The following is a 26285-nucleotide window of genomic DNA, read 5'->3' on the forward strand; positions in this document are numbered from 1 at the left end:
GTCGAAGGGCCTCGTTGGGTTCTCGTGATCGTTGCAACGCCTCTATTGGTGGAGGTGGATGTTGACGTTCGGAGTGGGGGTCCGTCAGCGAGTGTTCGCGTTGCTGGCTCGAGGCTGGTCGCAGAAGCAGACCGCGTCGGTCACGGGCGTGTCGGCCCGGGCGATCGGGCGTTGGCGCGCCGAGGTTGGCGGGGTGGAGTTCGAACCGTGCCAGGTCCAGCGCTACCTCAGCCGTGACGAGCGCTACGAGATCGCCCGGCTTCACGACAGCGGGCTCGGGGTGCGAGAGATCGGGCGCCGGCTGTGCCGCTCAGCCTCGACGATCAGTCGAGAGCTGCGCCGCCCCGCACGACCCGCGGCGGCGCCGGGGCGCCCGAGCGGACGCACGCCGGGCTACCAGCCCGAGGCCTGCCACCAGGCCGCGGTCCGGGCCCGGAATCGGGCCCGGGCCTCGAAGCTGGCCCGTGACGCCCGGCTACGAGTCTGGGTCCAGACCCGCTTGGACCTCGGCTTGTCGCCCGAGCAGATCAGCGGGCGGCTACGCGTGGAGTTCGGTGATGATGAGCAGATGCGGATCAGCCACGAGGCGATCTATCGCGCCATCTACGTCCTTCCCCGAGGCGAGCTGCGCCGCGAGCTCCGCGCCCACCTCCGCAGCGGCCGTTCCCAACGCCGGACCCGTCAGACCCGCACTCCGCGCAACCGACCGGGCCAGATCGTGGGCGCGGTCTCGATCCACGAGCGGCCCGAGGAGGTCGAGGGCCGGCTCGTGCCGGGCCACCACGAGGGCGACCTGGTCTGCGGCCCGGCCGGGACCACCGCCGCGATCGGCACGCTGGTCGAGCGGACCAGCGGGTTCTTGACCGCGTTCTTGCTGCCCGAGCGCCACACCGCCGAAGCGACCCTGGCCGGGCTCAGCGAGGCCGTGAACCGGACCGGGTGGCCGATGGCGTCGCTGACCTGGGACCGCGGCTCGGAGATGGCCCGCCACGCCGAGTTCAGTGCCGCGACCGGTATCCAGGTCTACTTCGCCGACCCCCACGCCCCCTGGCAGCGCGGCTCCAACGAGAGCACCAACGGCTTGCTGCGCGAATACGTCCCCAAAGGACGAGACATCGCCACCGTCACCGACACCGAGCTCCAACACGCCGTCGAGCTGCTCAACAACCGGCCCCGCAAACGACACGGCTTCCTCACACCGACCGAGGTCCTCGCCGCCATACTCAAAGACCAGACCGGTGTTGCGACCACCCCGTGAATCTGGGCTCGACGAGGTCGGCGTCCTTCCTGCCACAAGAAGAACACCAACCCCTTCGGGGCCCTTCGACAGGCTCAGGGAGCGTTCTTCGCGCCCCCTTCGACGAGCTCGGGGAGCGTTCTCCCCTCAGAACCGCTCGCTCGGGCGGTAGACGCCCCAGACGTCGCGGAGGGCGTCGCAGACCTCGCCGACCGTGGCGCGCAGGGCGAGGGCCCGCTTCATCGGGGGCAGGACGTTGTCCGTCCCCCGCGCCGCCGAGCGGAGCTGCTCGAGCGCCGCGGTCACGCGCGCGTCGTCGCGGCCCTCGCGCACCCGCGCGACGCGGGCGGCCTGCGCGGCCTCCAGGGCCGGGTCGACGCGGAGCGGCTCGTACGGCTCCTCCTCGTCGAGGGCGAAGCGGTTCACCCCGACCACCACCCGCTCGCCCGCGTCGATCTCGCGGGCGACCTCGTACGCGGACCGCTCGATCTCGCCCTTCTGGAAGCCCTGCTCGATCCCGGCGACGGCACCGCCGAGGGCGTCGACCGCGTCCATCAGCGCGACCGCGGCCGCCTCGACGTCGTCGGTCAGCGACTCGACCACGTACGAACCGGCGAACGGGTCGACCGTCTTCGTCAGGTCGGTCTCGTGGGCGAGCACCTGCTGGGTGCGGACGGCGAGCCGGGCCGACTTCTGCGTCGGGAGCGCGAGGGCCTCGTCGTAGGAGTTCGTGTGCAGCGACTGGGTCCCGCCGAGGACGGCGGCGAGCGCCTGGACGGTCACCCGGACGAGGTTGACCTCGGGCTGCTGCGCGGTGAGCTGCACGCCCGCCGTCTGGGTGTGGAAGCGCAGCATCTGCGACTTGGGGTTCTTGGCGCCGAAACGCTCGCGCATCACGCGCGCCCAGATCCGCCGGGCCGCCCGGAACTTCGCCACCTCCTCCAGCAGCGTGGTGCGGGCGACGAAGAAGAAGGACAGCCGCGGCGCGAACTGGTCGACGTCCAGCCCGGCGGCGAGCGCCGCCTCGACGTAGGCGATCCCGTTCGCGAGCGTGAAGGCGATCTCCTGCGCGGGCGTCGCCCCCGCCTCGGCCATGTGGTAGCCGGAGATCGAGATCGTGTTCCAGCGCGGCAGGGCCTGCGCGCAGTAGGCGAACGTGTCCCCCACCAGGCGCAACGAGGCCTGCGGCGGGTAGATGTACGTCCCGCGGGCGATGTACTCCTTCAGCACGTCGTTCTGGATCGTGCCGGCGAGCAGGGCGGGGTCGATCCCGTTCTCCTCCGCGACCAGCTGGTAGAGCAGCAGCAGGACCGCGGCGGGCGCGTTGATCGTCATCGAGGTGGAGACCTGCGCCAGGTCGATGCCGGCGAACAGCACCCGCATGTCCACCACAGAGTCGATGGCGACGCCCACCTTGCCGACCTCGCCGGCCGCCAGCGGGGCGTCGGAGTCCATGCCCATCTGGGTCGGCAGGTCGAAGGCGACCGACAGCCCGGCGCTGCCGTGGGCGATCAGCTCCAGGTAGCGGGCGTTCGACTCCGCGGCCGTGCCGAAGCCCGCGTACTGCCGCGTCGTCCAGGGCCGCGTCGTGTACATGCCGGGGTGCACGCCGCGGGTGAAGGGGTACGCCCCGGGCTCGCCGAGCGACGTGGCCGGGTCGAAGCCGGCCGGGTCGCCGGGCCCGTAGACGTCCTCGAACGGCGTGCCCGACTCCGTCTGTCCGCTCACCCCTGCATGGTCCCAAACCCCGTCCGGGGCGCGGGGAGGGCTTGCCCGGGCTGACAGCATGTGCGCCGTGGAGATCGCGCTGGAGATCCTGGGCATCGCGGCGGTGGTGATCGCCGTCAGCGGTCTCGCCGACAAGATCAAGGTCTCGGCGCCGCTGCTGCTGCTCGTCGTCGGGGTCGGGGTGTCGTACGTCCCGTTCATCGACGAACCGGTCCTGACCAGCGAGGTCGTGCTCCTCGGCTTCCTGCCACCGCTGCTCTACTCCGCGGCCATCCGGACCTCGATCCTGGACTTCCGGCACAACCTGCGTCCGATCGCGTACCTGTCGGTCCTGCTCGTCCTCATCACCGCGCTCGGGGTCGCGCTCGTCGCCTGGGCGCTGCTGCCGATCGGCTTCGCGCTCGCCCTGGCGCTCGGGGCCGTCGTCGCCCCGCCCGACGCCGTGGCGGCCACCTCCATCGCCCGACGGATCGGGCTGCCGCGGCGCGTCGTGACCATCCTCGAGGGCGAGTCGCTCGTCAACGACGCCACGGCCATCACCTGCCTCAGGGTCGCCCTCGCCGCTCTCGCCCTGGGCCAGTTCTCCGCCTTCGACGCCGGCGTCGGCTTCCTCATCGCGCTGCTGGGCGGGGTCGCCGTGGGCCTGGGCGTGGGGCTGCTGGCCGTCGTCGTCCGCCGCAAGGTCCGCAACGCGGTCTACGACACCGCCATCTCGTTCATGGTGCCGTTCGCGGCCTACCTGCCCGCCGAGGAGATCGGCTACCACGACCTGCACGGCTCCGGCGTGATCGCCGTCGTCACCGCCGGGCTCCTGCTGGGCCACAAGAGCCAGGTGATCCAGACCGGCCAGAGCCGGCTCAACGAGCGGATCAACTGGGGCACGATCCAGTTCCTCCTGGAGAACACCGTCTTCCTGCTCATCGGGCTGCAGGCCCGGCGGATCGTCGCCGCCCTGGCCGACGCACCGCTGTCGGGCGGGCGGATCGCGCTCTTCTGCGTCGCCGTCTTCCTCACCGTGATCGTGCTGCGGATGGTGTGGGTCTTCCTCATGCGCATCTCGCTGTTCCGGCGGCACCGCGACGAGGGCGAGCAGGTCGAGGTCCCGTGGCAGGCGACCCTCGTGGTCGGCTGGGCCGGGCTGCGAGGAGTGGTCACGCTGGCCACGGTGCTGCTCATCCCGGAGACGGTCGAGCTGCGCGAGGTGCTGATCTTCGCGGCCATGGTCGTGACCTTCGGGACGCTGCTGCTGCAGGGCCTGACCCTGCCCCCGCTGGTCCGCGTGCTCAAGCTGCGCGGACCGGACGCCCGCTCGGACGCGCTGCAGGCCGCGACCGTGCTGACCACGTCCACCACCGCGGCCCTGCGCGCCCTGGACGACCTGAGCGGGGGCGACGACAACCCGGACGCCGTCGAGCGCGTGCGCGACCGCATCTCGTCCGGCCCCGAACGACTGTGGGAGCGCCTCGGCGACCACAGCAACGGCGAGACCCCCGCCGAGACGTACCGGCGCCTGCGCCTGGAGACCCTGCAGGTGCAGCGCGACGCCGTGCTCAAGGTCCGTTCCAACGGCACCGTCGACCACGAGGTCGTCGAGGAGGTCCTCGACTCCTTCGACATCGAGGAGTCGATGCTGACCATCGCCGGCGACCGTTCGGACCGGATCAGCGAGGCCGACGCCGACGTGCGTACGCCCGTCGACCCGGTCGGCCCCTGCGACCACCTCGCCGCGGCTCCGTGCGAGATCGCGGCGGACGGCGACGGCCGCTGCCTCGACTGCGTCCGCGAGGGCACCACGCCCGTCCACCTCCGCATCTGCCTGACCTGCGGCAACGTGGGCTGCTGCGACAGCTCTGTCGGCCGCCACGCCGACAAGCACTTCCACGGCACCCACCACCCCGTCATGCGCTCCTTCGAGCCCGGCGAGGACTGGCGCTGGTGCTACAAGGACGAACGCCTCGGGTGAGAGCGCTTGCCGCTCCCCTCCGCAGGAAGTGGTCACTCCCGGTCGCGACACGCCGCGAGCGAGCGCCCGCGCCTGACCACTTTCGTACGAGACGGCCCTCCCGCAAGCTCAGGGTCGTGGCTCCGCACTCCGAGAGGCTCGGGACGGGGGTGCTCGCGCACGTGCGGCAGGTGCATCCCGACCAGAGCCAGATCGGGCGCCGGTGCCTGGACGAGGAGCGGGTGACGACACGCTTTTCGTCGTCACCGGCGACGAGGAAGGCATCGGATCAGAGCCCGATCTGCGTCCGAGCGGAGCGAGGACAGAAGACTCGCGTATCACCACTCGCCCCCCACCCTCTTCTGCGGTATGAATGCGCACAGGTCGGAGCCGCGGGACTCGAGGAGCCCGTGAGCCGCGAGCCCGGAGGGTGCCATGGACGCGTGGGCGCGGTGATGGACGGCGGCGCGGGGGGTGCGGTCGAGGACAGCCTGTCGGTGCGCGCCGGGAGGCTCTTCGCCGCGTACCGGGGTGGTGACGAGGCGGCGATGAGCGACCTCGTCCGGGCGCTCGCACCGGTCCTGTGGCACACCGTCCGGGGGACCCGGCTCGACACGGCCGCCGCGGAGGACGTCCTCCAGACCGTCTGGCTCAGCCTCGTGCGGCACGCCGACACCATCGTCGAGCCGAACGCGGTCCTGCAGTGGCTCGTCGTGTCGACCAAGCGCGAGGCGTGGCGCGTCTCGCGCGTCCAGGACCGGGCGCGGCCCGAGGACGTGGAGACGACCCGTGCGCAGCAGGGCGACGGCAGCACTCCCGTGGCGGAGCAGGTCGCCGACGCCGAGTCCGACGACGTGCTGTGGCGCCACGTCGCCGAGCTCCCGGAACGGTGCCGGGCGCTGCTGCGCGTGATCGCCTTCGCGGCGAAGCCCGACTACGCCCAGATCGCGCGCGCCCTGGGCATGCCCGTGGGCAGCATCGGCCCCACGCGTGGGCGCTGCCTGGCCAAGCTCCGCCTCGCTCTCGCCGCCGACCCGCAGTGGGGGTCGGCGTGAACGCGCGCCCGCAGGGACCCGGCGACGACGGGCCGGGGCCGGACGAGACCGCGCTGGCCGGCGGGCCGCTGGACGACGACGACCTCGCGCTGCTCGAGGCGGTCCGCGTCCTGTGGGAGGCGCGCGACCCCGTGCCGGAGGGGCTGGCCGCGCGGATCGAGTTCGCGCTGACCCTCGACGCGCTGGAGACGGAGGTCGCGACGCTGACGCAGGTCGACCTCGCCACCGCGGGTTCGCGCGCCGGGGAGACCGAGACCGTACGGACGGTGACGTTCAGCACCGAGACCCTCGACGCGATGGTCACGCTGACCGACGCGCCGGACGGGACCGTACGGGTCGACGGGTGGATCGCTCCGGGCGCGGCGATGCGGGTCGAGCTCGTGGTCGCGGGCTCGACCCTGAGCGTGGACGCCGACGAGGACGGACGGTTCGTGCTCGAGGCGGTGCCCAAAGGGCTGGCGAAGTTCGCCCTCCATCCCGGTGGGCGCACCGTGCTCAGCCCGACGATCGAGCTCTGACCCCTCGGTCCGGGCCGTCGCCCGCGTCGCCGTCCGGCTCCTCGTCGGGGACGGGACCGACCGGCGCGGCGCCCGCCGGCGCGCCACCGGCGGTCTCGAGGCCACGCGTGCCCGGCGCCAGGTAGAGCACGGCCACCGCGCCGAGGAGCAGCCCGGCCCCGGCCGCGGTGCCGACCCCGAACGGTTCGGCGAGGACGGTCACGGCCAGCACGGCGGCGGTCAGCGGCTCGACCAGCGTCAGCACCGCGGCGACGCTGCTCGGGGTGCCCCGCAGCCCGCGGTTGAACAGCACGTACGCCACCGCCGTCGCCAGCGCGCCCATCCCCACGATCCCCGCCCAGGCGACGCCGACCCCCAGGGGCGCGTCGGCGGGGACGACGGCGGGAGCGGCGAGCAGGGCGAAGGGCGCGAGGCAGACGGCGCCCACCACCGAGGTGAGGGTCGTCATGGCCACGGCGGGCGTGTGCTGGGCGAGGTGGCGGCCGAGGATCGTGCTGACGCCGTAGATCGTGCCGGAGGCGACCGCCGCCAGCACGCCCAGCGTCTGGTGCGGACCCCCGGGTCCGCCGTGCCCGCCGGCGACGAGCACCAGGCCGACGACGGCGACCACCAGGACGAGGCAGGAGAGCCGGCCGGGCGCCCGGCGGCGCCGGAACGCCTCCCACACGGCGGCCACGACGGGCGCCGTGCCGAGGCTCACCATGGTGGCGACGTTGACGCCGGCCGTGGTCACGGACAGGAAGTAGAGCGCCTGGTACGCCGCCAGCGCCGCCCCGGCGGCCGCCAGCGGTCCGGGGTCGCGCCGGGCGGCGGCGACCACGCTGCGCAGGCGTGGGGCCGCGACCAGCAGCATCGTGGCCGAGGAGACGGCGAGGCGCCAGAAGCTGATCTCCAGCGGGCCGAGGCCCGTCGAGCGGTGGACCAGGGACGCGACGACGCCGGCGGTCCCCCAGAGGACGGCGGCGAGCGTGATCTGGAGCAGGCCGACGCGCGCGGAGGTCGGGCGCGGCGCGGGCCGGGCGGAGGTGGGGGCGGACAGGTTCCGGGTGGACCGGTGGCGGGTGGTGGGCACGGACGTCGGCTCTCGGGTGGGTTCCGTCGGTGGGCCTGGGCGGGCGCGCACGACGAGACCGGCACCGGCGCACCGGTGCCCGTGCGGGGCGCGCCTAGGCGCCCGGGGGCGGCAGGACCAGCGAGAGCGAGCTCACGAGCCACAGCCTAGGGCACCGCTGCCGCCCGTCGGCAGGCTCAGTCCGGGACCGGGCTGAACTCGCCGCCGTCCACCCGGTGCGCTGCGAACCGTGCCGCGCGCCGGCCGTCGAGCTCGGTCACCCGCAGCTCGATACGGACCGTCTCGGCCTCGTCGTCGTCGAGCGGGCGCCCGTCGGCCACCACGGTGTCGCCCACCGCGGGCAGCTGCCCGAGCCGGGCCATGAAGAAGCCGGCGAGGGTGTCGTACGGGCCGTCCTCGAGCCCGAAGCCCGTCTCCTCGGCGAACTCCTCGACCGTCGTCAGGCCGTCGAGGCTGAGGTCGCCGCGCAGGCCGGGACGCTCGGGCTGGACCACGTCGTACTCGTCGCTGATGTCGCCGACGAGCTCCTCGACGAGGTCCTCCATCGTGACGATGCCGGCCGTGCCGCCGTACTCGTCGACGACGATCGCGAGGTGCGAGCGGTCGCGGCGCATCTCGGACAGCGCGTGCAGGACGCGCACGGTGTCGGGCATCCGCACGACCGGACGCACGATGTCGGACAGCCGCGTGCCGCTGCTGCTGACGTCGGGGTCGAGCAGGTCGCGCACGTGGACGAAGCCGAGGATGTCGTCGGCCGACTCCCCCGTCACCGGGTAGCGCGAGTGCGGCGACCGGGCGAGCTCGCGGACGGCCTTGTGCGCCGGCATCGCGCCGGGCAGGAAGTCGACCTCCGTACGGGGCAGCATCACCTCGCGCAGGCTGCGATCGCCGGCGTCGAAGACGTCGTCCACGATCCGGCGCTCCTCGGCGCCCAGCGTGGTCGAGCCGCTGACCAGCGCGCGGATCTCCTCGTCGCTGACCTCCTCGCGGCCCGCACCGGGGTCGCCGCCGAGGAGCTTGACGAGGACGTTCGTCGAGGCGCCCAGCAGCCAGATGACCGGGCGCAGCACCTTGGCGATGAAGTCGACCGACGGCGCGAGAGCGAGCGCGAACGCCTCGGTCCGCTGCAGCGCCAGCCGCTTGGCGGTGAGCTCGCCGACGACGATGGAGACGTACGAGATGAGGATCGTGATGACGATCAGCGAGACCGTGCGGGAGACGCTCGGCTCGAGGCCGAACCAGCGCACGAGCAGCGGCGATACCGACTCCTCCAGCGTCGCGCCACCGAAGGCCGCGCTGAGGAAGCCGGTGAGGGTGACACCGATCTGGACCGCGGAGAGGAAGCGGTTGGGGTTGCCGTTGAGGCGCGCCACGGCCTGGCCGCGCCGGCCGTGGTGGGCCATCTGCTTGACCTGGCTGTCGCGCAGCGAGACCAGCGACATCTCGGCCGCGACGAAGACGCCGCCGACGAGGATCAGCAGGAGGACGAGCAGGACGTCCTGCAGGGTGGGGTTCATCGGGTGGTGCTCAGGTGGGCGGTGCTCACGCGGTTGGTGTGCAACGGAATGGTGTGCACGGGGGTGGTGTGCACGGGGGTGCAGCTCGAGGGCGCTCGACGGTCCGGGCGTCTGGTCACGGGCTTTCAGGTGCTCCTGTCAGGGTGGCTGGGGCACGTCCATGGTGGCCCATCGGAGCCGTTAACACAGGGACGCCCGGGGTCGTTACCACGGGGGTCCCCCGGGCGCCACTTCAGGGGCGTGACATGATTCACCCACGCGGGCGGGTATGAAGAAATACCCTCCGGCGTACGAAGCATGCCAAGATTCAGCCATGACCCTCAACGTCAGCGTCATCGGCACCAGCTACCTGGGAGCCACGCACGCCGCCGGCATGGCGGAGTTCGGCCACCAGGTGGTCGGTATCGACATCGATGAGGACAAGGTCAAGATCCTCAACGCGGGCCAGTCCCACATCTTCGAGGTCGGGCTCGAGCCGCTGCTGGAGAAGCACACCTCCACCGGTCGGCTGCGCTTCACCACCGACTACTCCGAGATCGCCGACTGGGCCGACGTCCACTTCCTCGCCCTCGGCACCCCGTCGCAGAAGAGCGGGGCCGCCGACCTCGGCCAGCTCTACTCCGCGATCGAGAGCCTCGCGCCGCTGCTGACCAAGCCCTGCCTGGTGGTCGGCAAGTCGACCGTCCCGGTCGGCACGGCCCTCGAGCTCGAGAAGCGCATCCGCGAGCTGGCCCCGGCCGGCGACGCGATCGAGGTCGCGTGGAACCCCGAGTTCCTGCGCGAGGCGTACGCCGTCGAGGACACCCTGCACCCCGACCGGCTCGTCTTCGGCACGCACTCCCAGCACGCGCTGGACGTGCTCGCCGAGATCTACGCGCTGCCGATCAGCGACCGCACGCCGGTCGTGCGCTGCGACATCGCCACCGCCGAGCTCATCAAGGTGGCTGCCAACTCGTTCCTGGCGACCAAGATCAGCTTCATCAACGCCATGGCGCAGATGTGCCAGGCCGCGGGCGGCGACGTCACCCTGCTCGCCGACGCCATCGGCTTCGACAAGCGCATCGGGCGCGAGTTCCTCAACGCCGGCCTCGGCTTCGGCGGCGGCTGCCTGCCGAAGGACATCGCCGCGCTCGCGTACCGCGCCGACGAGCTGGGCGTGAACGTCCTCTCCGAGTTCATCCACGCGGTCGAGGCCATCAACGACGGCCAGCGCAGCGAGATCGCCGACCTGGCCATCGAGCAGGCCGGCGGCGACGTCACCGGCAAGCGCATCGCCGTCCTCGGCGCCGCCTTCAAGCCGGGCACCGACGACACCCGCAACTCCCCGGCCCTCACGGTCGCCGACCGGCTCCACGCGCACGGCGCGGACGTCCGGATCTACGACCCCGAGGCCCGGCTCCCTCCCCGCGAGGGCTTTACCCAGGTCGCCAGCGTCGAGCAGGCCATGCTCGGGGCCGAGGTCGTGCTGCACCTGACCGAGTGGCCCGAGTTCCGTCAGCTCGACCCGGAGAAGTACTCGCCGCTGGTCAAGTCCAAGGTCATGATCGACGCCCGCCTCAAGCTGGACGCCTCCACCTGGCGCGGTGCCGGTTGGAAGGTCGTCCAGATCGGCCGCGCCGCAACCTTGTGAGAACCGCCCGGAGCACTCCGGGCCCGAAGCACTCCCCGCGGGGCACGACACCTTCGTCGTGCCCCGCTCGGCGTTCCCGCCGCCTGCTCCGCTCGTCCTCGAGCGACCACTCGCTCGCGGCGGGGAGTGACCAGTGGTCGCCTCGAGAGCAAGCGGCGAGCCCGCCCGACCTCGGTCGGGCGGGCTCGACCATGCTGGGGGCCATGGAGCACTTGAGGATCGCGACCGTCGCCGAGGAGAGCGCCGACTTCCGGCGCGTGCTGTGGACCGGGGCGCACAGCCAGCTGGTCAGCATGACCATCCCGCCGGGCGGCGAGATCGGCGAGGAGACCCACCCCGACAACGACCAGATCCTGATCTTCCTGAGCGGGGTCGGCGAGGCCCGCATCGACGGCGAGACCCAGGCGGTCGCCGACGGCGACCTCGTCTGCGTACCCGCCGGGGCGCTGCACAACTTCGTGAACACGGGTCCGAACCCGCTCGTCCTCTTCACGGTCTACGGCCCGCCGGACCACTCCCCGGGCGCCGTGCACCACACCAAGGAGGAGGCCGACGAGGCCGAGGAGTCCGGCGAGGACGAGCCGCCTGCATGATCTGTCCTCGCTCCGCTCGGACGCGGTCCGGGCTCTGACCCGCTGCCTTCGTCGTCGACCGGGGCGACGGAAAGCGTGTCGCCCCGCTCTCCTCCTCCAGGCACCGGCGCCCGGACCGGCGAGGGTCGGGCAACAGGCGCGTTCCGGGGCGGCCGGCTCGACGGCACGGGCGCGCAGGAGGCCCGACAGGCTCTCGCGGTAGGTTCCTCAGGTGAGCGACTCGACGATCATCTACACCCACACCGACGAGGCGCCGATGCTGGCGACCTACTCCTTCCTGCCGATCATCCAGGCCTACACGGGCCAGGCGGGCGTGGAGGTGGAGACCCGGGACATCTCCCTGGCGGGGCGGATCCTCGCGCAGTTCGCCGACCTCCTGCCGGCCGACCAGCAGGTGCCCGACTCCCTGAGCGAGCTCGGCGAGCTGGCGAAGACGCCGCAGGCGAACATCATCAAGCTCCCGAACATCTCCGCCTCGGTCCCCCAGCTCAAGGCGGCCGTCGCCGAGCTGCAGTCCCAGGGCTTCGCGCTGCCCGACTACCCCGACTCCCCCTCGACCGAAGAGGAGCGCGACGTCCGGGCGCGGTACGGCAAGGCGATGGGCAGCGCGGTCAACCCGGTCCTGCGCGAGGGCAACAGCGACCGCCGGGCGCCCGCCTCGGTGAAGCAGTACGCCCGCACCCACCCGCACTCGATGGGCGCGTGGTCGTCGGACAGCAAGACGAACGTCGCGCACATGAGCGCCGACGACTTCCGCTCGAGTGAGACCTCGGCGATCGTGGAGAAGGCGCAGACCCTGCGCATCGAGCTCGTCGGCGACGACGGCGAGACCACCGTCCTCAAGGACGCGGTCGCCGTCCGGGACGGCGAGGTCGTCGACGCGACCGCGATGCACGTCGCCGCGCTGGACGCGTTCCTGGCCGACCAGATCGCCCGCGCCCGGGCGGAGGGCGTCCTCTTCTCCGTGCACCTCAAGGCCACGATGATGAAGGTCTCGGACCCGATCATCTTCGGCCACGTGGTGCGGGCGTTCCTGCCCGAGGTGTTCGAGCGCTACGGCGACGTCCTGCTGCCGGCCGGGCTCAACGGGAACAACGGCCTCGGCGCGATCCTCTCCGGGCTCGGCTCCCTCGAGCAGGGCGACGAGATCCGCGCGGCGATCGACGCCGGGCTGGCCGCCGGTCCGCCGCTGGCCATGGTCGACTCCGACCGCGGCATCACCAACCTGCACGTCCCCAGCGACGTGATCGTCGACGCCTCGATGCCGGCGATGATCCGCATCGGCGGCCACATGTGGGGCCCCGACGGCGCCGAGGCCGACACCCTCGCGGTGATCCCGGACTCCTCGTACGCCGGCATCTACCAGGTCGTCCTCGACGACTGCCGCGCGCACGGCGCGTACGACCCCACCACGATGGGCTCGGTGCCCAACGTCGGGCTGATGGCGCAGGCGGCCGAGGAGTACGGCAGCCACGACAAGACCTTCGAGGTCGACCGCCCGGGCACGGTCCGCGTGGTCGGCGAGGACGGTTCCGCGGTCCTCCAGACCCGGGTCGAGGCCGGCGACGTGTGGCGCATGTGCCAGACCAAGGACGTGGCCATCCGCGACTGGGTCAAGCTCGCCGTCTCGCGTGCCCGCGCCACCGGCAGCCCCGCCGTCTTCTGGCTGGACGCGAGCCGCGCCCACGACGCGAACCTGATCAGCCTCGTCGAGCGCTACCTGCCCGAGCACGACACGGACGGCCTGGACATCTCGGTCAAGACGCCGGTGGAGGCGACGGCCTTCTCGCTCGAGCGGATCCGCCGCGGCGAGGACACCATCTCGGTGACCGGGAACGTGCTGCGCGACTACCTGACCGACCTCTTCCCGATCCTCGAGCTCGGGACGTCGGCCAAGATGCTCTCGGTCGTGCCGCTCATCAACGGGGGCGGGCTCTTCGAGACCGGCGCCGGCGGTTCCGCGCCCAAGCACGTGCAGCAGCTCGTCAAGGAGAACTACCTGCGCTGGGACAGCCTCGGCGAGTTCCTCGCGCTGGCCGTGAGCCTGGAGCACCTCGCGCAGTCGACGGGCAACCCGCGGGCGCAGGTGCTGGCCGACACCCTCGACCGGGCGACGGGGACGTTCCTCAACGAGAACCGCTCCCCCGGCCGCCGGCTCGGGACGATCGACAACCGCGGCAGCCACTTCTACCTGGCGCTCTACTGGGCGCAGGAGCTCGCGGCGCAGTCCCAGGACGCCGAGCTCGCCGCGACGTTCGGCGAGCTGGCCACGCGGCTCGCGGACGACGAGCAGACGATCGTCGACGAGCTCCTCGGCGTGCAGGGCCACCCGGCGGACATCGGCGGCTACTACCGGCCCGACGACGCCAAGGCCGACGAGGTCATGCGCCCCTCGGCCACGCTCAACCAGGTGCTCGCCACCCTGGCCTGATCGGTCCAGGGCGGCGCCGCGCGATTCCGACCTCTCGTCGGGGTCGGGCGGCGCCGCCCCCGCTCAGCCCGCTCCGGCTTGTTCGACGAACGGTCAGAATTCCGCGACCACGATCGCGTCCACGCGCTGCTGCGGACGCTGCGCGGCCTCGTACGCGTCCTCCGCGGGCATCCAGCGCCCGACCCACTGCTCGCGCATGCCCTCGCCGTCGCGGGCCAGGGCGCGGGCGAGCCGGACCTCGCGCGGCACGTCCACCCACAGCGTGACGTCCCACGGGACCCCGAGCCGGACGTCGGTGCTGGAGACGCCCTCGACCACGACGGGCACCCCGACCGGGACCGTCGCCCAGCCGAGCGAGGCGTCGGTGCCCCAGTCCCAGCGCTCGTAGCGGCCCGGCCGCCCGGCCAGCAGCGGCTGCAGCACCTGCCCGACGAAACGTTCCCGCTCCCACGTCTCGACCGACGGCCGCGCGAAGTCGTCGACATGCACGACGACCGCCCCCGGGACGGCGGCCGCCACCCGCTCGGCCAGCGTCGTCTTGCCCGACGCCCCCTTGCCGTCGATGCCGACCCACCGGGTCCCGGCCAGCCCGGCGAGCCGCTCGCGCACCAGCGCCGGCACCGCGCCCATCCCGACCCGGACCACCACCGCACCACCGTACGGACTAGCGTCGGTCCTCGGACCCACGAGCCAGACCGCTGACGAAACGAGGAGAACCCTTGAGCACCACCGCCGCCGCGACCGCGAAGCAGCCCGTCAAGGTCGCCGTGACCGGAGCCGCCGGGCAGATCTGCTACAGCCTGCTGTTCCGGATCGCGAGCGGCGAGCTGCTCGGCCCCGACCAGCCGGTGCAGCTGCGGCTGCTGGAGATCACGCCCGCGCTCAAGGCGCTCGACGGCGTGGTCATGGAGCTCGACGACTGCGCCTACCCGTTGCTCGACTCCGTGGTGACCGGCGACGACCCGAACGTGGTCTTCGACGGCGTCAACCTCGCGTTCCTCGTGGGTGCCCGCCCGCGGAGCAAGGGCATGGAGCGCGGCGACCTGTTGGAGGCCAACGGCGCCATCTTCAAGCCGCAGGGCCGCGCGCTCAACGACCACGCCGCAGACGACGTCAAGGTCCTCGTCACCGGCAACCCGGCGAACACCAACGCCCTCATCGCCCTGAGCAACGCCCCGGACATCCCCGCCGAGCGCTTCAACGCGCTCACCCGGCTCGACCACAACCGGGCCGCCGGCCAGCTCGCGATCAAGGCCGGCGTGGCCGTCAGCGAGGTCAGCCAGGTGACGATCTGGGGCAACCACTCCGCCACGCAGTACCCCGACATCTTCAACGCCCGCATCGGCGGCCGCAGCGCCGCCGAGGTCGTCGACGACCAGGCGTGGCTGGAGAGCGACTTCCTGCCCACCGTCCAGAAGCGCGGCGCCGCCATCATCGAGGCCCGCGGCGCGAGCTCGGCGGCCAGCGCCGCCAAGGCCACCATCGACCACATGCACGACTGGGTGCTCGGCACCCGCGAGGGCGACTGGGTCTCCATGGCCGTGCCGTCCGACGGCTCGTACGGCGTGGCCGAGGGCATCGTCAGCTCGTTCGCCTGCACGACCAGCGGCGGCGCCTGGTCGATCGTCCCGGGCCTGGAGGTCAACGACTTCTCCCGCGCCAAGATCGACGCCTCCGTCGCCGAGCTCGTCGAGGAGCGCGAGGCGGTGCGTTCGCTGGGGCTCGTGCCCTGACCGCATGAGCAGCGGGTCGTGCGCCCACCTCGCGGCGCCCGACCCGCCGATGCGCCATGATGTCGGCCATGAGCGAGCCGAACCAGCCCAGCAGCGAGCCGAGCAGCGGCCAGTCCTCCCCGTACGAGCCGCCGTCCTCGAGCGACCCGACGCCGTCGTCCTCCGGCTCCTCGGCGGTCGACCCGTCCTCGTACGGCTCGGACCACGCCTCCGGCTCGGGGTCGCAGGAGTCCGCGGGCTACGGCGAGCACAGTGGCTACGGCGAGCAGGGCGGCTACGGCCAGCCGAACGCTTACGGACAGGCGGGCGAGTACGGCCAGCAGGCCGACCCCTACGGTTCCCAGCCCGACCAGCAGGGCGGGCAGCAGCCCGACCAGTACGGTTCGCAGCCCGACCAGTACGGTTCGCAGCCCGACCAGTACGGCTCCCAGCAGGGCTACCAGCAGGCGGGCGAGTACGGGCAGCAGACCGGCTACGGCCAGCCGGGTGACGCGGGCGCGTACGGCCAGCCCGCCCCCTACGGCCAGCCCACCCCGTACGGCCAGCCGGCGCCCTACGGGCAGCCCGCCTACGGCGGCTACCAGGGCGGCTACGGCGCGGCGCCGCAGCCGCACCCCCGGGCGATCGCCGTGCTGGTGCTCGGCATCGTCAGCGTGGTCTTCTCCTGGTTCTGCGGGATCGGCCTGATCACCGGCATCATCGGGGTCGTGCTCGCCGTCGGGGCCCAGCGGGAGGTCGACGCCAACCCGACCGCGTACACCGGGGCCCAGCAGATCCGGGTGGGCAAGATCCTGTCCATCGTGGGGCTCGGTCTCGCGGCGCTCCTCCTCGTCATCTTCCTGGCGACGGGGATCTACGGCTCGATCATGAACAGCTGAGCGTGTCCGTCCCCCCTCCCGGTCCCTACGGGCCGTCGGGCGGCGCCTGGTACCCGGGCGGCTACCCCGTCCCGCGGGACCACCCGTCAGGGACGACGGTCCTGGTGCTGGGCATCCTCTCCCTCGTGATCTGCCCGTTCACAGGGATCTTCGCGATCACCATCGGCAACCGCACCCTGCGCGAGATCAACGCGAACCCGGCGGTGTACCTCAACCGGCAGAGCGTCGTCGTGGGGCGGATCCTCGGCATCGTGGCGGTGGCGGTCTACGGCACCGCCGTCGTCGGCTACCTGGTCTTCGTCGTCCTCATCCTCGGCATCGTCGGCCTGCAGAACTACTGACGCACGTCTCCGGCGCGGCCGGACGGCGACGTCTCCTGCCCGTCGGCCCTAACGGCCGGCGGGCACGACCACGCTCAGGACGAGGATCGCGCCGCCGCCGAGGAGCATGACGCCGACGTCGAAGGCCTTGCTGCGCACGCGCAGCAGGCCGGCCCGGCGGGTGCTCAGCACCAGCCGCAGGAACGCGCCCAGCACGAGCGCGCCCCCGACCACGAAGCAGCCCGCGCGCCAGGTGTCGGGCCCCAGCAGCGCGGCGACGACCCCGCCGAGGACGAGCGCGGCGACGAGCAGCAGCGGCCACTGACGCCGGGGGCGGACGGAACCTCCGCCCGCCGGGTCGCGCGGACGCGCGCCCGGGGCGCTCACGCCCGGGTGGACGCCAGCGCCTCGGCGCGCTCGACGACGTTGGTCAGCAGCATCGCCCGCGTCATCGGCCCGACACCACCGGGGACCGGCGCGACCCACGAGGCGACCTCGTGGACGCTCGCGTCGACGTCGCCCTGCAGGCCGGCGTCGGTCCGCGTGATGCCGACGTCGACGCAGACCGCGCCCGGCTTGACCATCTCGGCCGTGAGCAGGCCGGGGCGGCCGGCCGCGGCGACGACGATGTCCGCGCGGCGCGTGTGCGCGGCCAGGTCGACCGTGCCGGTGTGGCACAGCGTCACGGTGGCGTTCTCGCTCTTGCGGGTCAGCAGCAGCCCGAGCGGGCGGCCGACCGTGGTCCCGCGGCCCACGACGCAGACCTCGGCCCCGGCGAGCTCGATGCCGTTGCGGCGCAGCAGCTCGACGATGCCGCGCGGCGTGCACGGCAGCGGCGCGGGCTCGCCGAGGACGAGGCGGCCGAGGTTGACCGGGTGGAGGCCGTCGGCGTCCTTGCCCGGGTCGACCAGCTCGAGGGCCCAGGCGTCGTCGAGCGCGCCGGGCAGCGGCAGCTGGACGATGAAGCCCGTGCACGCCGGGTCGTCGTTCAGCTCGCGGATGCGGCTCTCCAGCTCCGCCGCGCTGGTGGAGGCGGGCAGCTCGACCTCGATCGAGGCGATGCCGACCTGCGCGCAGTCGCGGTGCTTGCCGCGGACGTAGGAGTGCGAACCCGGGTCGTCGCCGACCAGGACGGTGCCGAGCCCGGGCACGATGCCCTGCTCGGCGAGGGCGGCGACCCGCTCCTTGAGCTCGGCCTTGATGGTGGCGGCCAGCGCCTTGCCGTCGAGGATCTCTGCGGTCATGGTTCTGCTCCCGTGGTCGAGGGGCTGGGTGAGCGGGCTCAGTGGAAGAAGTGGCGGGCGCCGGTGAGGTAGAGCGTCGCGCCGGCCTGGCGGGCGGCCTCGACCACCGCGTCGTCGCGGACCGAGCCGCCCGGCTGCACGACGGCCCGGACCCCGGCCTCGAGCAGGATCTCCAGCCCGTCGGGAAAGGGGAAGAAGGCGTCGGACGCGGCCACCGAGCCGGCGGCGCGCTCCCCCGCCCGGCTGACGGCGAGGCGGCTGGAGTCGACCCGGTTGACCTGCCCCATGCCGATGCCGACGGACGCGCCGCCGGAGGCGAGCAGGATCGCGTTCGACTTGACCGAGCGGCAGGCCTTCCACGCGAACTCGAGGTCGGCCAGGGTCGCGTCGTCGGCCGGCTCGCCGCAGGCGAGCGTCCAGCCCTCCCGGCCGTCGTGCGCGGCGTCGACCGTGTCGCGCTGCTGCAGCAGCAGGCCGCCGTCGATGCGACGGAACTCGGTCCCCTGCGCCGGCAGCGGGGCCACGACGAGGATGCGGATGTTCTTCTTGGCCTGCAGCACCTCGACCGCACCGTCGGCGTACGAGGGCGCCAGGATCACCTCCGTGAACACCTCGGCGACCTGCTGGGCCATCTCCACGCTGACCTCGGTGTTCGTGGCGATGACGCCGCCGAAGGCCGACACCGGGTCGCAGGCGTGCGCCTTGCGGTGCGCCTCGGCCACGTCCGCGCCGACGGCGATGCCGCACGGGTTGGCGTGCTTGATGATCGCCACGGCCGGCGCGCTGAAGTCGTACGCGGCCCGTCGTGCCGCGTCGGCGTCGACGTAGTTGTTGTAGGACATCTCCTTGCCGTGCAGCTGCTCGGCGCCGGCCAGGGAGCCCTCGGAGCCCGGCGAGCGGTAGAGCGCGGCGGCCTGGTGCGGGTTCTCGCCGTAGCGCAGCCCGGTCGCCTTGTCCCACGTCGCCCCGAGCCAGGCCGGGAAGCGGTGTCCTGAGCCTGTCGAAGGAGTGTCGCCCCCGCTGGAGTCGGTGAGCACGCTGCCCATCCAGCTGGCCACCGCGACGTCGTACGTCGCCGTGTGCACGAACGCCGCCGCCGCGAGGCGCTGGCGCTGCGCGAGGGTGGTGCCGCCCTCGTCGAGCGCCGCGAGGATGTCGCCGTACTGGTCCGGGGAGGTGAGCACCGCGACGTTCGCGTGGTTCTTGGCGCTGGCCCGGACCATCGCGGGCCCGCCGATGTCGATCTGCTCGATGCACTCCTCGGGCGTCGCGCCCGAGGCGACCGTCTGGGTGAACGGGTAGAGGTTGCTCACCAGCAGCTGGAACGGTGCGATGCCGAGCTCCTCGAGCTGGGCGCGGTGGGTGTCGAGCCGGAGGTCGGCCAGCAGGCCGGCGTGCACCTTCGGGTGCAGCGTCTTGACCCGCCCGTCGAGGCACTCGGGGAAGCCCGTCACGTCCTCCACCGCCGTCACGGGGAGCCCGGCGGCGGCGACGGTCTTGGCCGTCGAGCCGGTGGAGACGATCTCGACGCCGTGCTCGACCAGGGCGCGGGCCAGGTCGACCAGGCCGGTCTTGTCGTAGACGGAAACGAGGGCGCGCCGGACGGCGACGCGCCCGGGTGCGGTGGTGGCTGCGGTTGCTTCGGTCACTGGTCCCAGTGGACCTTCCTGCCGACCACGCGCCAGAGGCGGGTGACCAGCGCGTGGGTGGTGGCGACCAGCAGGTCGCGCTCGGCGGTCTTGATGCGTTCGTGGAGCGTCTCGACGGTGTCGTCGTCCTCGACGGGCACGACGGCCTGGTCGAGCACGACCCCGGTGTCGACGCCGGCGTCGACGAGGAAGACGGTCGCCCCCGTGAACCGCACCCCGTAGGCCAGCGCGTCGCGCGGGCCGTGCATGCCGGGGAAGGCGGGCAGGAGGGCGGGGTGGGTGTTGATCGTGCGGCCGCCGAACCGGGCCAGGAAGTCCTCGCCCAGCAGCTTCATGAAGCCGGCGCTGATCACGAGGTCCGGCTCGTACGCGGCCACCCGCTCGGCGAGCGCGGCGTCCCAGGCCGCCCGCCCGGAACGGTCGGCGAGCGGGTGCACGAACGTCTCGACCCCGGCGGCAGCGGCCCGGTCCAGTCCGGCGACGCCGGGGCGGTCCGAGCCGACGGCGACCACGCGGGCGCCGTACGCGGGGTCGGCGGAGGCGTCGAGGAGCGCCTGGAGCAGCGTCCCGGTGCCGGAGAGGAGGACGACCAGGCGCGCGGGCCGGCGGCTGCCCGGCTCGGCGCCACGCAGGTCGGGCTCGGGCGCAGGCACGGCCGCCACCCTACCGAGCGGGGCCGTCGGCCCCCGCGCTCACCGGGCCTCGAGCACCTCGGTCGCCTCGGCGTCACCGATCACCTCGGTCGCCTCGCCGTCCGGCGCCTCCGGCCCGAGGGCGTCCGCGTCGTCCGGGGCGGGACCGCGCAGGTGCCGCACGACCCCGACGACGGCGCCGGTCAGCATGCCCGACAGCCCCAGCGTGGTGCTGCTCATCACGAGCAGCGGGAGCAGCCGCGGGCCCAGCCCGGTCAGGCGGAGCGACCCGAGGTCGCCGCTGGTGGTCCAGGCCAGGCCGGTGAAGACGAGGGCGGCGGCGACGCCGGCGAGCCCGCCGAGCAGCGTCGTCGCGTCGACGCGGCGGACGGGGGCGCCACGCAGCGCCAGCAGGGCGGCGACGGCCCCGGCGACGGCGCCCGACACCAGCCACCACAGCTGCAGCGTGCTGCCCGGCCCGGCGGCCGGCAGCGCGCCCAGCAGGGGCAGCCCCGGCAGCACGCCGAGCGAGGTCGCCGCCGGGGCGACGACGGAACCGCTGCCCAGGCTGAAGCCGGCGCCGAGCGCGTACGAGCCGGACCAGACGAGGGCGTTGGGCAGCAGCGCCAGCTGGACGACGACGAGCAGCGCGGTGCCGAAGGAGCCCGCCTGCAGGGCGCTGCCGAGCGCGACGACACGGTCCCACCCGGCGACGAGCGCGAGGGCCAGCACCGCGGCGCCGGCGAGCAGGAGCACCCCCTGGGCCGCGGCGACCGCGCGGGGCAGGCCGCGCAGCGGGGCCGGCCACGACGAACCGATCGCCCGCCCGGAGCGGCGGGCGGCCCCGCCCCACGCCGCGACCAGCAGCACGAGCACCACCGCGGCCCAGCGGCCCGGCGCGCGCCACGGCTCGCCCAGGAACACCGCGGTCGCCAGCACGGGCAGGGTGTGGGCGGTCGTGACGACCAGCGCCACCGCCAGCGGGCCGCTCGACCGGTCGGTGACACGGCGCACCGCGTAACCGCCGAAGCGCCACAGCAGCGCCGCGCTCAGCACGGTCACGCCCCAGGGCACGAGGCTGACGTCGAGGCCGGCGACGGGCACGGGCACGCCGCAGGCGAGCAGCCAGAGCCGGGTGCCGAGCTCCAGGGCCGACGACAGCTCGGCGTCGTCACCCATGAGCCACCCGCACACCACCAGCCCGGTGACCACGAGCCACCCCACGGCGGCGGTCGCGAGGCCCCCGACCACGGCGGCGACCGGCCAGCTGACCGGGTCGACCTCGACGCGCTCGGTCTCCGTGACGGCCTCGGAGGCCTGCAGGACGAGCCTGCGCCGTTCGGCCGCGTCCGGGCGTCGGGGCGAGGTGAGCTGAGGGGTGGAAGAAGCCATGTCCGACCCATCGTTTCCCACCGGCGTACGGCGACCGGGTCGAGACACGCGCGACCAGGGGTAAAGTTTGGTGGTCCTCGCCTGAGGTGGACCGACGCCCGGGCTCAGCACCGACGACACGTGGCGACGCGGTGTGCCCGCGACACGCCACGAGGAGCACGTTCCCCCCCATGGCCGACGACCGATCCCCGTACAGCCCCCGACGAGCCTCGAGCCCCGGCTCGGACGACGCGCCGGCCACCTCGGGCGCCGGCGGCTCCACCCCTGGCTCGAGCCCCACCTCCGGCTCGACGCCCACCCCGGGCTCGGCTCCCGGCACCGCGCCCGACGCGGACCGCGCGGGCCGTTTCACCGAGGACGAGGCCCGCCCCATCTTCCGCGAGGACGCCGCGGACGCGGACGCCGCGACCGTCCGGACCCCGGCCGCGGAGCCGTCGACCGTCACGGGCGCCTCCGCCGCCGGCGCGACGGACGCACCGGCCGGGTCGGACGACCCGCACGCCTCGGACGCCGGCGACGGCTCCGACCTCCCGCCCGCACGCCGTCCCAGCCGCCTGAACTTCACCCCGCGGGCCCGGCCGGACGACGAGGACGCGACGACGCTCCTCCCCGCCACCACCGGCCGCGACGCCACGAGCACGGTCGGTCACGACCCGGACGACCTCGACGACCTGGACGACGGCCCGCGCCGGCTGGGCCGCCGCGGCCGCATGGCGCTGCTGGCCGCCGCCGTCGTCGCGGTGATCGTGGTCGGGCTGGTCGTCGGCCGCGCCGTCCTCGGCGTGGGCGGCGAGCCGGGCGCGACCGGCGACCCCGGTGCGAGCAGCGCCAGCAGCTCGGCTGCCGGTACGCCCAGCGCCGCGGCCCTGCTCGACGACGCCTCGATGCTGACGCCCGAAGGTGCCCGCCCGACCGACCCGAAGCGCACCTGGACCGTCGGCGCCACGACCCGCGGCCCGGTCCCGGCCGGCTCCGGCCCGGCCTGCCTGGGCAGCGACCCGCTCGAGGGCGCGCCCACCCCGCAGCAGACGATCTCGCGCACGCTCACGTCGGACGGCAACGAGGCGCGCAGCGCGCTGCACGTCGCCCAGGCCTACCAGACGCCGGCGGACGCGACGCAGGCCTTCGCCGTCACCGCCCGGGCGCTCGGCACCTGCTCGGTGCCCGGCGACTGGATCTTCACCGGCCGCGGCGTCACGGGCGTCGGCGACGAGTCGGCGGCCGTGGCCGTGCACTCCACCGCCGACGGCAAGACGACGCAGCACTGGGTCGTCGTGAGCCGTACGGGGCGCGCCGTCGACGTCCTGGACGCCTCCACCCCCGGCAAGACCGCGCTCAACGTCAACAACGTGACGGCCAGCCTCGCCTCGGTCGTCGGTGCGCAGTGCTCCGCCGCCGGCGGCACCTGCCCCACCACCCCGGCCACCACCGACGCCCCGCCGCCGGTGGGGGGCGACGAGCCCGGGTTCCTGGCGACCGGCGACCTGCCGCCCGCCGGCTCGAGCACCGCTCCCTGGGTCGGCACGCCGGTCGAGCCGCCGAGCGAGGACTTCACCGGCTCCCAGTGCGAGTCGGTCAACTGGTCGACCACGGCCGCCGCCGACCGGAGCTCGCGGGTCTACCTGCTGCAGGACGTGCCCGGGATCTTCGGGCTGAACGAGATCGTCCTGACGGCCCGGGACGAGGCCGGCGCGTCCAAGCTCGTCGACAAGGTCAAGAGCGACTGGGCGAGCTGCAAGGAGCGCAAGCTGACGGCCAGCGTCGACTCCCCCACCAAGGTCACCGGCGTCGCCACCGACGGCGCCAAGGTCGAGGGCTGGACGACCGAGGTCGAGCAGAAGGCGGGCAGCACCACGACCCGGTTCCGCGTCGGCGTCGCCGCCTCGGGCACCAAGGTCGCCTTCGTGTTCCTGAACCCGCAGAAGGGCCTCGACGTGGACTCCGACGACTGGAACGTCGTCGCCGTCCGCGCGGTGCAGCGGATGACCCAGCAGAGCTGACGCTCGCCGCGGCGGTGCCGCACCGCCGTCGCGCGGGGCTGACGTCCGCCGTGGCTACGCGCGAGGCGCCGCGCCGGACGCCTGCGCGGCCGGGTCAGGCCGACGACGACGAAGGCGAGGGCGCCGAGGCCGACGAGGACGACCCCCGTCCACGTCCAGGTCGGGGCCACGAGCAGCGCCGTGCTCCCGCCGGACCACCGGCAGGTCGCGGTGGGCGGCAGGAACCCGTGCTCGAGCACCAGCTGCTCGTTGATCCGGTACGACGTGCTCCAGCGTCCGGTCGCGGCCTCGGCGCACGAGCCCAGCTCGCTGGACGCGGTCAGCCCCCGGCCTCGAGGACGTGGTAGCAGGAGTAGAGGTAGACCGCGAGGCCGAGGCCGAGGAGCGCGCCACCGACAGACCGCAGCCGTTCGCGCAGCACCCGGGCCCTCGTCCACCCCGTCACGTCTCGAGCATCGGGCGGCCCGACCGCCTGGGCCAGTACGCGTACGCCCCAGCCCGGCGCGCCCTCAGACCTTGAGGTCGCGGCGCCAGGCGCTGTAGCTGCCGATCCCGGCCGGCCGGGGCCGTACGAGCCACGGCCAGGGGTGGACCTCGACGGGCTCCAGCCGGGCGGCGCGCCGCCGCCAGCCGGGCACGTAGGTCCAGGTCGTGGCGAGGCTGCGGCCGACGAGCTCGGCGACGACGTCGCCGCGGCGCACCTCCAGCTCGCGGCGCCCCGCCAGCTCGCCGAGGGTCTGCGCCAGGAACACCAGCCGCTTGCCCGAGAGGCGCAGCCGGGCCAGCAGCGGCTCGTCGAAGACGAACACCGCCGGCCGGGACCCGTCGGCGGCCAGCGCCGGGTCGGCGTCGCCGAGGGACTCCGCCGTCAGCCACACCGCGTCTGCGCCACCGCCCTCGACCTGCTCAGGACCCGCCGGGATCGGGCCGCGGCTGAGGTCGGCCCGGTCGGCGACCGGGCGCAGGCGCGCCTCCGGCCAGTCCTCGATCGGGCAGGCGTCGCGCAGCGGGCAGCGCCGGCACAGCTGCGGCGCCCGCTTCTGCACCTGCCAGCGGCTGAACCCGTACGGCTTGCCGCTGCCGGTCCCGACCGTCCACTGCCACCCCAGGCCGTTGGCTGCGCGGGAGCCGTCGAGCAGGTGGACGAACATCTCCTGCTCGCCCTCCCGCCAGTCGCGCCCGGCCCGGACCGCCCACTGGGACGCGAGCCACATGCGGGTCTGGTTGACGACCCAGCCCTGCTCGTGGAGCTCGTCGGTGACGAAGTCCATGCAGGCCATCTCCGAGTCCCAGGCCGGCCGGTGCCACGTCTCGCGGCCCTCGGTCGGGGACTGGTTGCGCACCGAGTCACGGAACCGTCGCCCGAGCCGCGCGTACACGTGACGGGCGTACTCCTGCCACAGCAGCTCGTCGCGGTAGCGCTTGCGGTCGAACGACGGCGCGCCCTGGACGGCGGCCCAGACGTCCGGCAGCGGCAGCAGCCCGTGGCGGATGTACGGCGACAGCCGGCTGGCGCCCCGGCGCTCCTCCGGCAGGACCGTGCTGCGCCGGTTCGCGTAGCCCTCGACGTCGAGGCCGACCAGCGCGGCGTCGGCTGCGGTCTGCCCGCCGTCGAACCCGCCCGCGCGTACGCCGTCCGGCCCCTCGAGCGTCAGGTCGCCGAGGTGCTGCGCGACCCAGGCCTCGACGTCGCCCAGGCTCGCGCCGTCGACGGTGGACGGGGGCGTGGGCAGAAGAGGCACAGGAGGTCTTCTGCCCCCGACCTCCGCCGGGATGCCGGGCCCGCCGTGCGGGAGGATGCTGCCGTGCTGAGCGAGGAGCGGCTGGCCGCGCACGCCGAGCGCCTGGTCGCCGTGCCCGGCGTCGTCGGCGTGGTCCTGGGCGGCAGCCGCGCCCGCGGCGACGAGCAGGCCGGCTCCGACGTGGACCTCGGCCTGCTGTACCGCCCGCCGCTCGGCGTCGGCGCGCTGCGCGACCTCGCCGAGCAGGAGGCGGACGCGCGGCCGGGCGACGCCGGCAGCCCGGGCGACTCCGTCACCGAACCCGGGGCCTGGGGTCCGTGGGTCGACGGCGGCGCGTGGCTGAGCGTCGAGCAGACCCCGGTCGACTGGCTCTACCGCGACCTCGACCGCGTCGCCCGCTCGTCGGCCGACGCGCACGCCGGCCGGCTCGACTTCGCCTTCCAGGTCGGGCACCCGCTCGGCGTCAGCACGGTGGCGTACGCCGGCGAGCTCGCCCTGGCGCGCGTCCTGGCCGACCCCACCGGGGAGATCACGACGCTGCAGGCCGAGCTGCGGGTCTACCCCGACGCGCTCCGCGCCGCCGTCCTGGACCGGCTCGACGAGGCGCGCTTCCTGCTCGGCGCCGTCGGGAAGTCCGCGGGCCGGGGCGACGCCGCGTACGTGGCGGGGGTGCTGTTCCGGGTGGTCGGGCTGTGCGCGCACGCCGTGCACGCCCGCGCCGGCCGCTGGGTCGTCAACGAGAAGGGCCTGGTCGACCAGGCCGGCCGGCTGGCGACCGCGCCGGAACGGTTCGCCGAGCGGGCGCACGGCGTCTTCGCGCTGGTCGGCCGGGACCCCGACGCCCTCCACCGCGCGGTCACCGAGGCCGCCGCGCTCGTCGACACCGTCTGATTCCCCTGAGGGCCCCTGCTGCTGCTCCCCCGCCCCCGCACCCCTGCCCCGCCCCCGACGCACGAACCGCTGACTCCCGAC

The 26285-nt window shown here is 73.9% G+C and carries 23 protein-coding genes; 12 read left to right on the forward strand and 11 right to left on the reverse strand.

All coding sequences use genetic code 11. The features are described 5' to 3' along the window. Positions 1-193 precede the first annotated feature (193 nt). Positions 194-1258: an IS30 family transposase gene (locus BMY04_RS19015; RefSeq protein ID WP_232506509.1), complete on the forward strand. Its 1065-nt coding sequence runs from the start codon at positions 194-196 to the stop codon at positions 1256-1258. A gap of 126 nt (positions 1259-1384) precedes the next feature. Here BMY04_RS19015 and BMY04_RS19020 read toward each other — a convergent pair whose 3' ends face one another. Continuing rightward, positions 1385-2965 (reverse strand): acyl-CoA mutase large subunit family protein, encoded by a 1581-nt coding sequence (locus tag BMY04_RS19020; protein ID WP_091185191.1) that lies wholly within the window; start codon positions 2963-2965, stop codon positions 1385-1387. A 58-nt stretch (positions 2966-3023) separates the two neighbouring features. Between BMY04_RS19020 and BMY04_RS19025 the strand changes: the two genes are divergently transcribed. From BMY04_RS19025 to BMY04_RS19035, 3 genes are all read left to right on the forward strand, one after another. Beyond that, positions 3024-4928 (forward strand): Na+/H+ antiporter, encoded by a 1905-nt coding sequence (locus BMY04_RS19025; protein ID WP_198410280.1) that lies wholly within the window; start codon positions 3024-3026, stop codon positions 4926-4928. Between the two features lie 422 nt (positions 4929-5350). Continuing rightward, positions 5351-5962, forward strand: a complete 612-nt coding sequence (locus tag BMY04_RS19030; RefSeq protein WP_232506510.1) for an RNA polymerase sigma factor — start codon at positions 5351-5353, stop codon at positions 5960-5962. Next, entirely contained in the window at positions 5959-6480 is a 522-nt protein-coding gene (locus BMY04_RS19035) for a hypothetical protein (RefSeq protein ID WP_139209998.1), read from the forward strand. Before BMY04_RS19030 ends, BMY04_RS19035 begins: the two co-directional genes overlap by 4 nt. On the opposite strand, the gene BMY04_RS19040 is transcribed toward BMY04_RS19035, so the two are convergent. After that, entirely contained in the window at positions 6458-7552 is a 1095-nt protein-coding gene (locus BMY04_RS19040) for a DMT family transporter (RefSeq protein ID WP_170854228.1), read from the reverse strand. The two genes, BMY04_RS19035 and BMY04_RS19040, sit on opposite strands and share 23 nt — an antisense overlap. A gap of 176 nt (positions 7553-7728) precedes the next feature. Further along, positions 7729-9069: a hemolysin family protein gene (locus BMY04_RS19045; protein ID WP_091185201.1), complete on the reverse strand. Its 1341-nt coding sequence runs from the start codon at positions 9067-9069 to the stop codon at positions 7729-7731. A gap of 313 nt (positions 9070-9382) precedes the next feature. Between BMY04_RS19045 and BMY04_RS19050 the strand changes: the two genes are divergently transcribed. The 3 genes from BMY04_RS19050 (at position 9383) to BMY04_RS19060 (ending at position 13723) form a co-directional block, all read left to right on the forward strand. Further along, the gene (locus BMY04_RS19050; RefSeq protein ID WP_091185204.1) at positions 9383-10699 is read left to right on the forward strand and encodes a UDP-glucose dehydrogenase family protein; all 1317 of its coding nucleotides are present in this window, start codon (positions 9383-9385) and stop codon (positions 10697-10699) included. A 203-nt stretch (positions 10700-10902) separates the two neighbouring features. Then, a complete protein-coding gene (locus BMY04_RS19055) occupies positions 10903-11292 on the forward strand; it encodes a cupin domain-containing protein (protein WP_091185208.1) in 390 nt (129 codons plus the stop codon). 211 nt (positions 11293-11503) lie between these two features. Then, positions 11504-13723, forward strand: a complete 2220-nt coding sequence (locus BMY04_RS19060; protein WP_091185211.1) for an NADP-dependent isocitrate dehydrogenase — start codon at positions 11504-11506, stop codon at positions 13721-13723. 93 nt (positions 13724-13816) lie between these two features. On the opposite strand, the gene BMY04_RS19065 is transcribed toward BMY04_RS19060, so the two are convergent. After that, a complete protein-coding gene (locus BMY04_RS19065; protein WP_091185214.1) occupies positions 13817-14371 on the reverse strand; it encodes a nucleoside/nucleotide kinase family protein in 555 nt (184 codons plus the stop codon). 71 nt (positions 14372-14442) lie between these two features. Between BMY04_RS19065 and BMY04_RS19070 the strand changes: the two genes are divergently transcribed. The 3 genes from BMY04_RS19070 (at position 14443) to BMY04_RS19080 (ending at position 16675) form a co-directional block, all read left to right on the forward strand. Beyond that, positions 14443-15456, forward strand: coding sequence for a malate dehydrogenase (locus tag BMY04_RS19070; RefSeq protein WP_091185218.1), 1014 nt, complete (start codon positions 14443-14445; stop codon positions 15454-15456). 68 nt (positions 15457-15524) lie between these two features. Next, positions 15525-16334: a CCC motif membrane protein gene (locus BMY04_RS19075; protein WP_139210000.1), complete on the forward strand. Its 810-nt coding sequence runs from the start codon at positions 15525-15527 to the stop codon at positions 16332-16334. Positions 16335-16336: 2 nt separating this feature from the next. Further along, complete coding sequence (locus tag BMY04_RS19080; RefSeq protein WP_091185225.1) at positions 16337-16675, forward strand: hypothetical protein; 339 nt, start codon at positions 16337-16339, stop codon at positions 16673-16675. Between the two features lie 48 nt (positions 16676-16723). Here BMY04_RS19080 and BMY04_RS22925 read toward each other — a convergent pair whose 3' ends face one another. From BMY04_RS22925 to BMY04_RS19105, 5 genes are read right to left on the reverse strand one after another with little or no spacing between them, the layout of a single operon-like run. Then, the gene (locus BMY04_RS22925) at positions 16724-17041 is read right to left on the reverse strand and encodes a DUF3017 domain-containing protein (protein WP_198410282.1); all 318 of its coding nucleotides are present in this window, start codon (positions 17039-17041) and stop codon (positions 16724-16726) included. After that, entirely contained in the window at positions 17038-17898 is an 861-nt protein-coding gene (locus BMY04_RS19090) for a bifunctional methylenetetrahydrofolate dehydrogenase/methenyltetrahydrofolate cyclohydrolase (RefSeq protein ID WP_091185232.1), read from the reverse strand. Before BMY04_RS19090 ends, BMY04_RS22925 begins: the two co-directional genes overlap by 4 nt. Positions 17899-17936: 38 nt before the next feature. After that, the gene (purH, locus tag BMY04_RS19095) at positions 17937-19547 is read right to left on the reverse strand and encodes a bifunctional phosphoribosylaminoimidazolecarboxamide formyltransferase/IMP cyclohydrolase (RefSeq protein ID WP_091185236.1); all 1611 of its coding nucleotides are present in this window, start codon (positions 19545-19547) and stop codon (positions 17937-17939) included. Beyond that, complete coding sequence (gene purN / locus BMY04_RS19100) at positions 19544-20200, reverse strand: phosphoribosylglycinamide formyltransferase (RefSeq protein WP_232506511.1); 657 nt, start codon at positions 20198-20200, stop codon at positions 19544-19546. The genes purH and purN overlap by 4 nt, the downstream gene beginning before the upstream one ends. Before the next feature lie 39 nt (positions 20201-20239). Continuing rightward, complete coding sequence (locus tag BMY04_RS19105; RefSeq protein ID WP_091185243.1) at positions 20240-21571, reverse strand: cell division protein PerM; 1332 nt, start codon at positions 21569-21571, stop codon at positions 20240-20242. A 170-nt stretch (positions 21572-21741) separates the two neighbouring features. On the opposite strand from BMY04_RS19105, the gene BMY04_RS19110 reads away from it, so the two are divergent. Further along, complete coding sequence (locus BMY04_RS19110) at positions 21742-23571, forward strand: hypothetical protein (RefSeq protein WP_091185248.1); 1830 nt, start codon at positions 21742-21744, stop codon at positions 23569-23571. 319 nt (positions 23572-23890) lie between these two features. Here the strand turns inward: BMY04_RS19110 and BMY04_RS23575 are convergent, their stop codons facing one another. Together BMY04_RS23575 and BMY04_RS19115 are read right to left on the reverse strand one after the other, a co-directional pair. Beyond that, complete coding sequence (locus tag BMY04_RS23575; RefSeq protein WP_269766237.1) at positions 23891-24016, reverse strand: hypothetical protein; 126 nt, start codon at positions 24014-24016, stop codon at positions 23891-23893. 64 nt (positions 24017-24080) lie between these two features. Further along, positions 24081-25313 carry an FAD-binding domain-containing protein gene (locus tag BMY04_RS19115; protein WP_091185252.1) on the reverse strand — a complete coding sequence of 411 codons (1233 nt, stop codon included), beginning with the start codon at positions 25311-25313 and terminating at the stop codon, positions 24081-24083. Positions 25314-25376: 63 nt separating this feature from the next. Between BMY04_RS19115 and BMY04_RS19120 the strand changes: the two genes are divergently transcribed. Further along, positions 25377-26204 (forward strand): nucleotidyltransferase domain-containing protein, encoded by an 828-nt coding sequence (locus BMY04_RS19120; protein ID WP_091185255.1) that lies wholly within the window; start codon positions 25377-25379, stop codon positions 26202-26204. Positions 26205-26285 lie beyond the last annotated feature (81 nt).

It is taken from the genome of Microlunatus flavus, assembly GCF_900110855.1.
Classification (GTDB): Bacteria; Actinomycetota; Actinomycetes; order Propionibacteriales; family Propionibacteriaceae; genus Microlunatus; species Microlunatus flavus.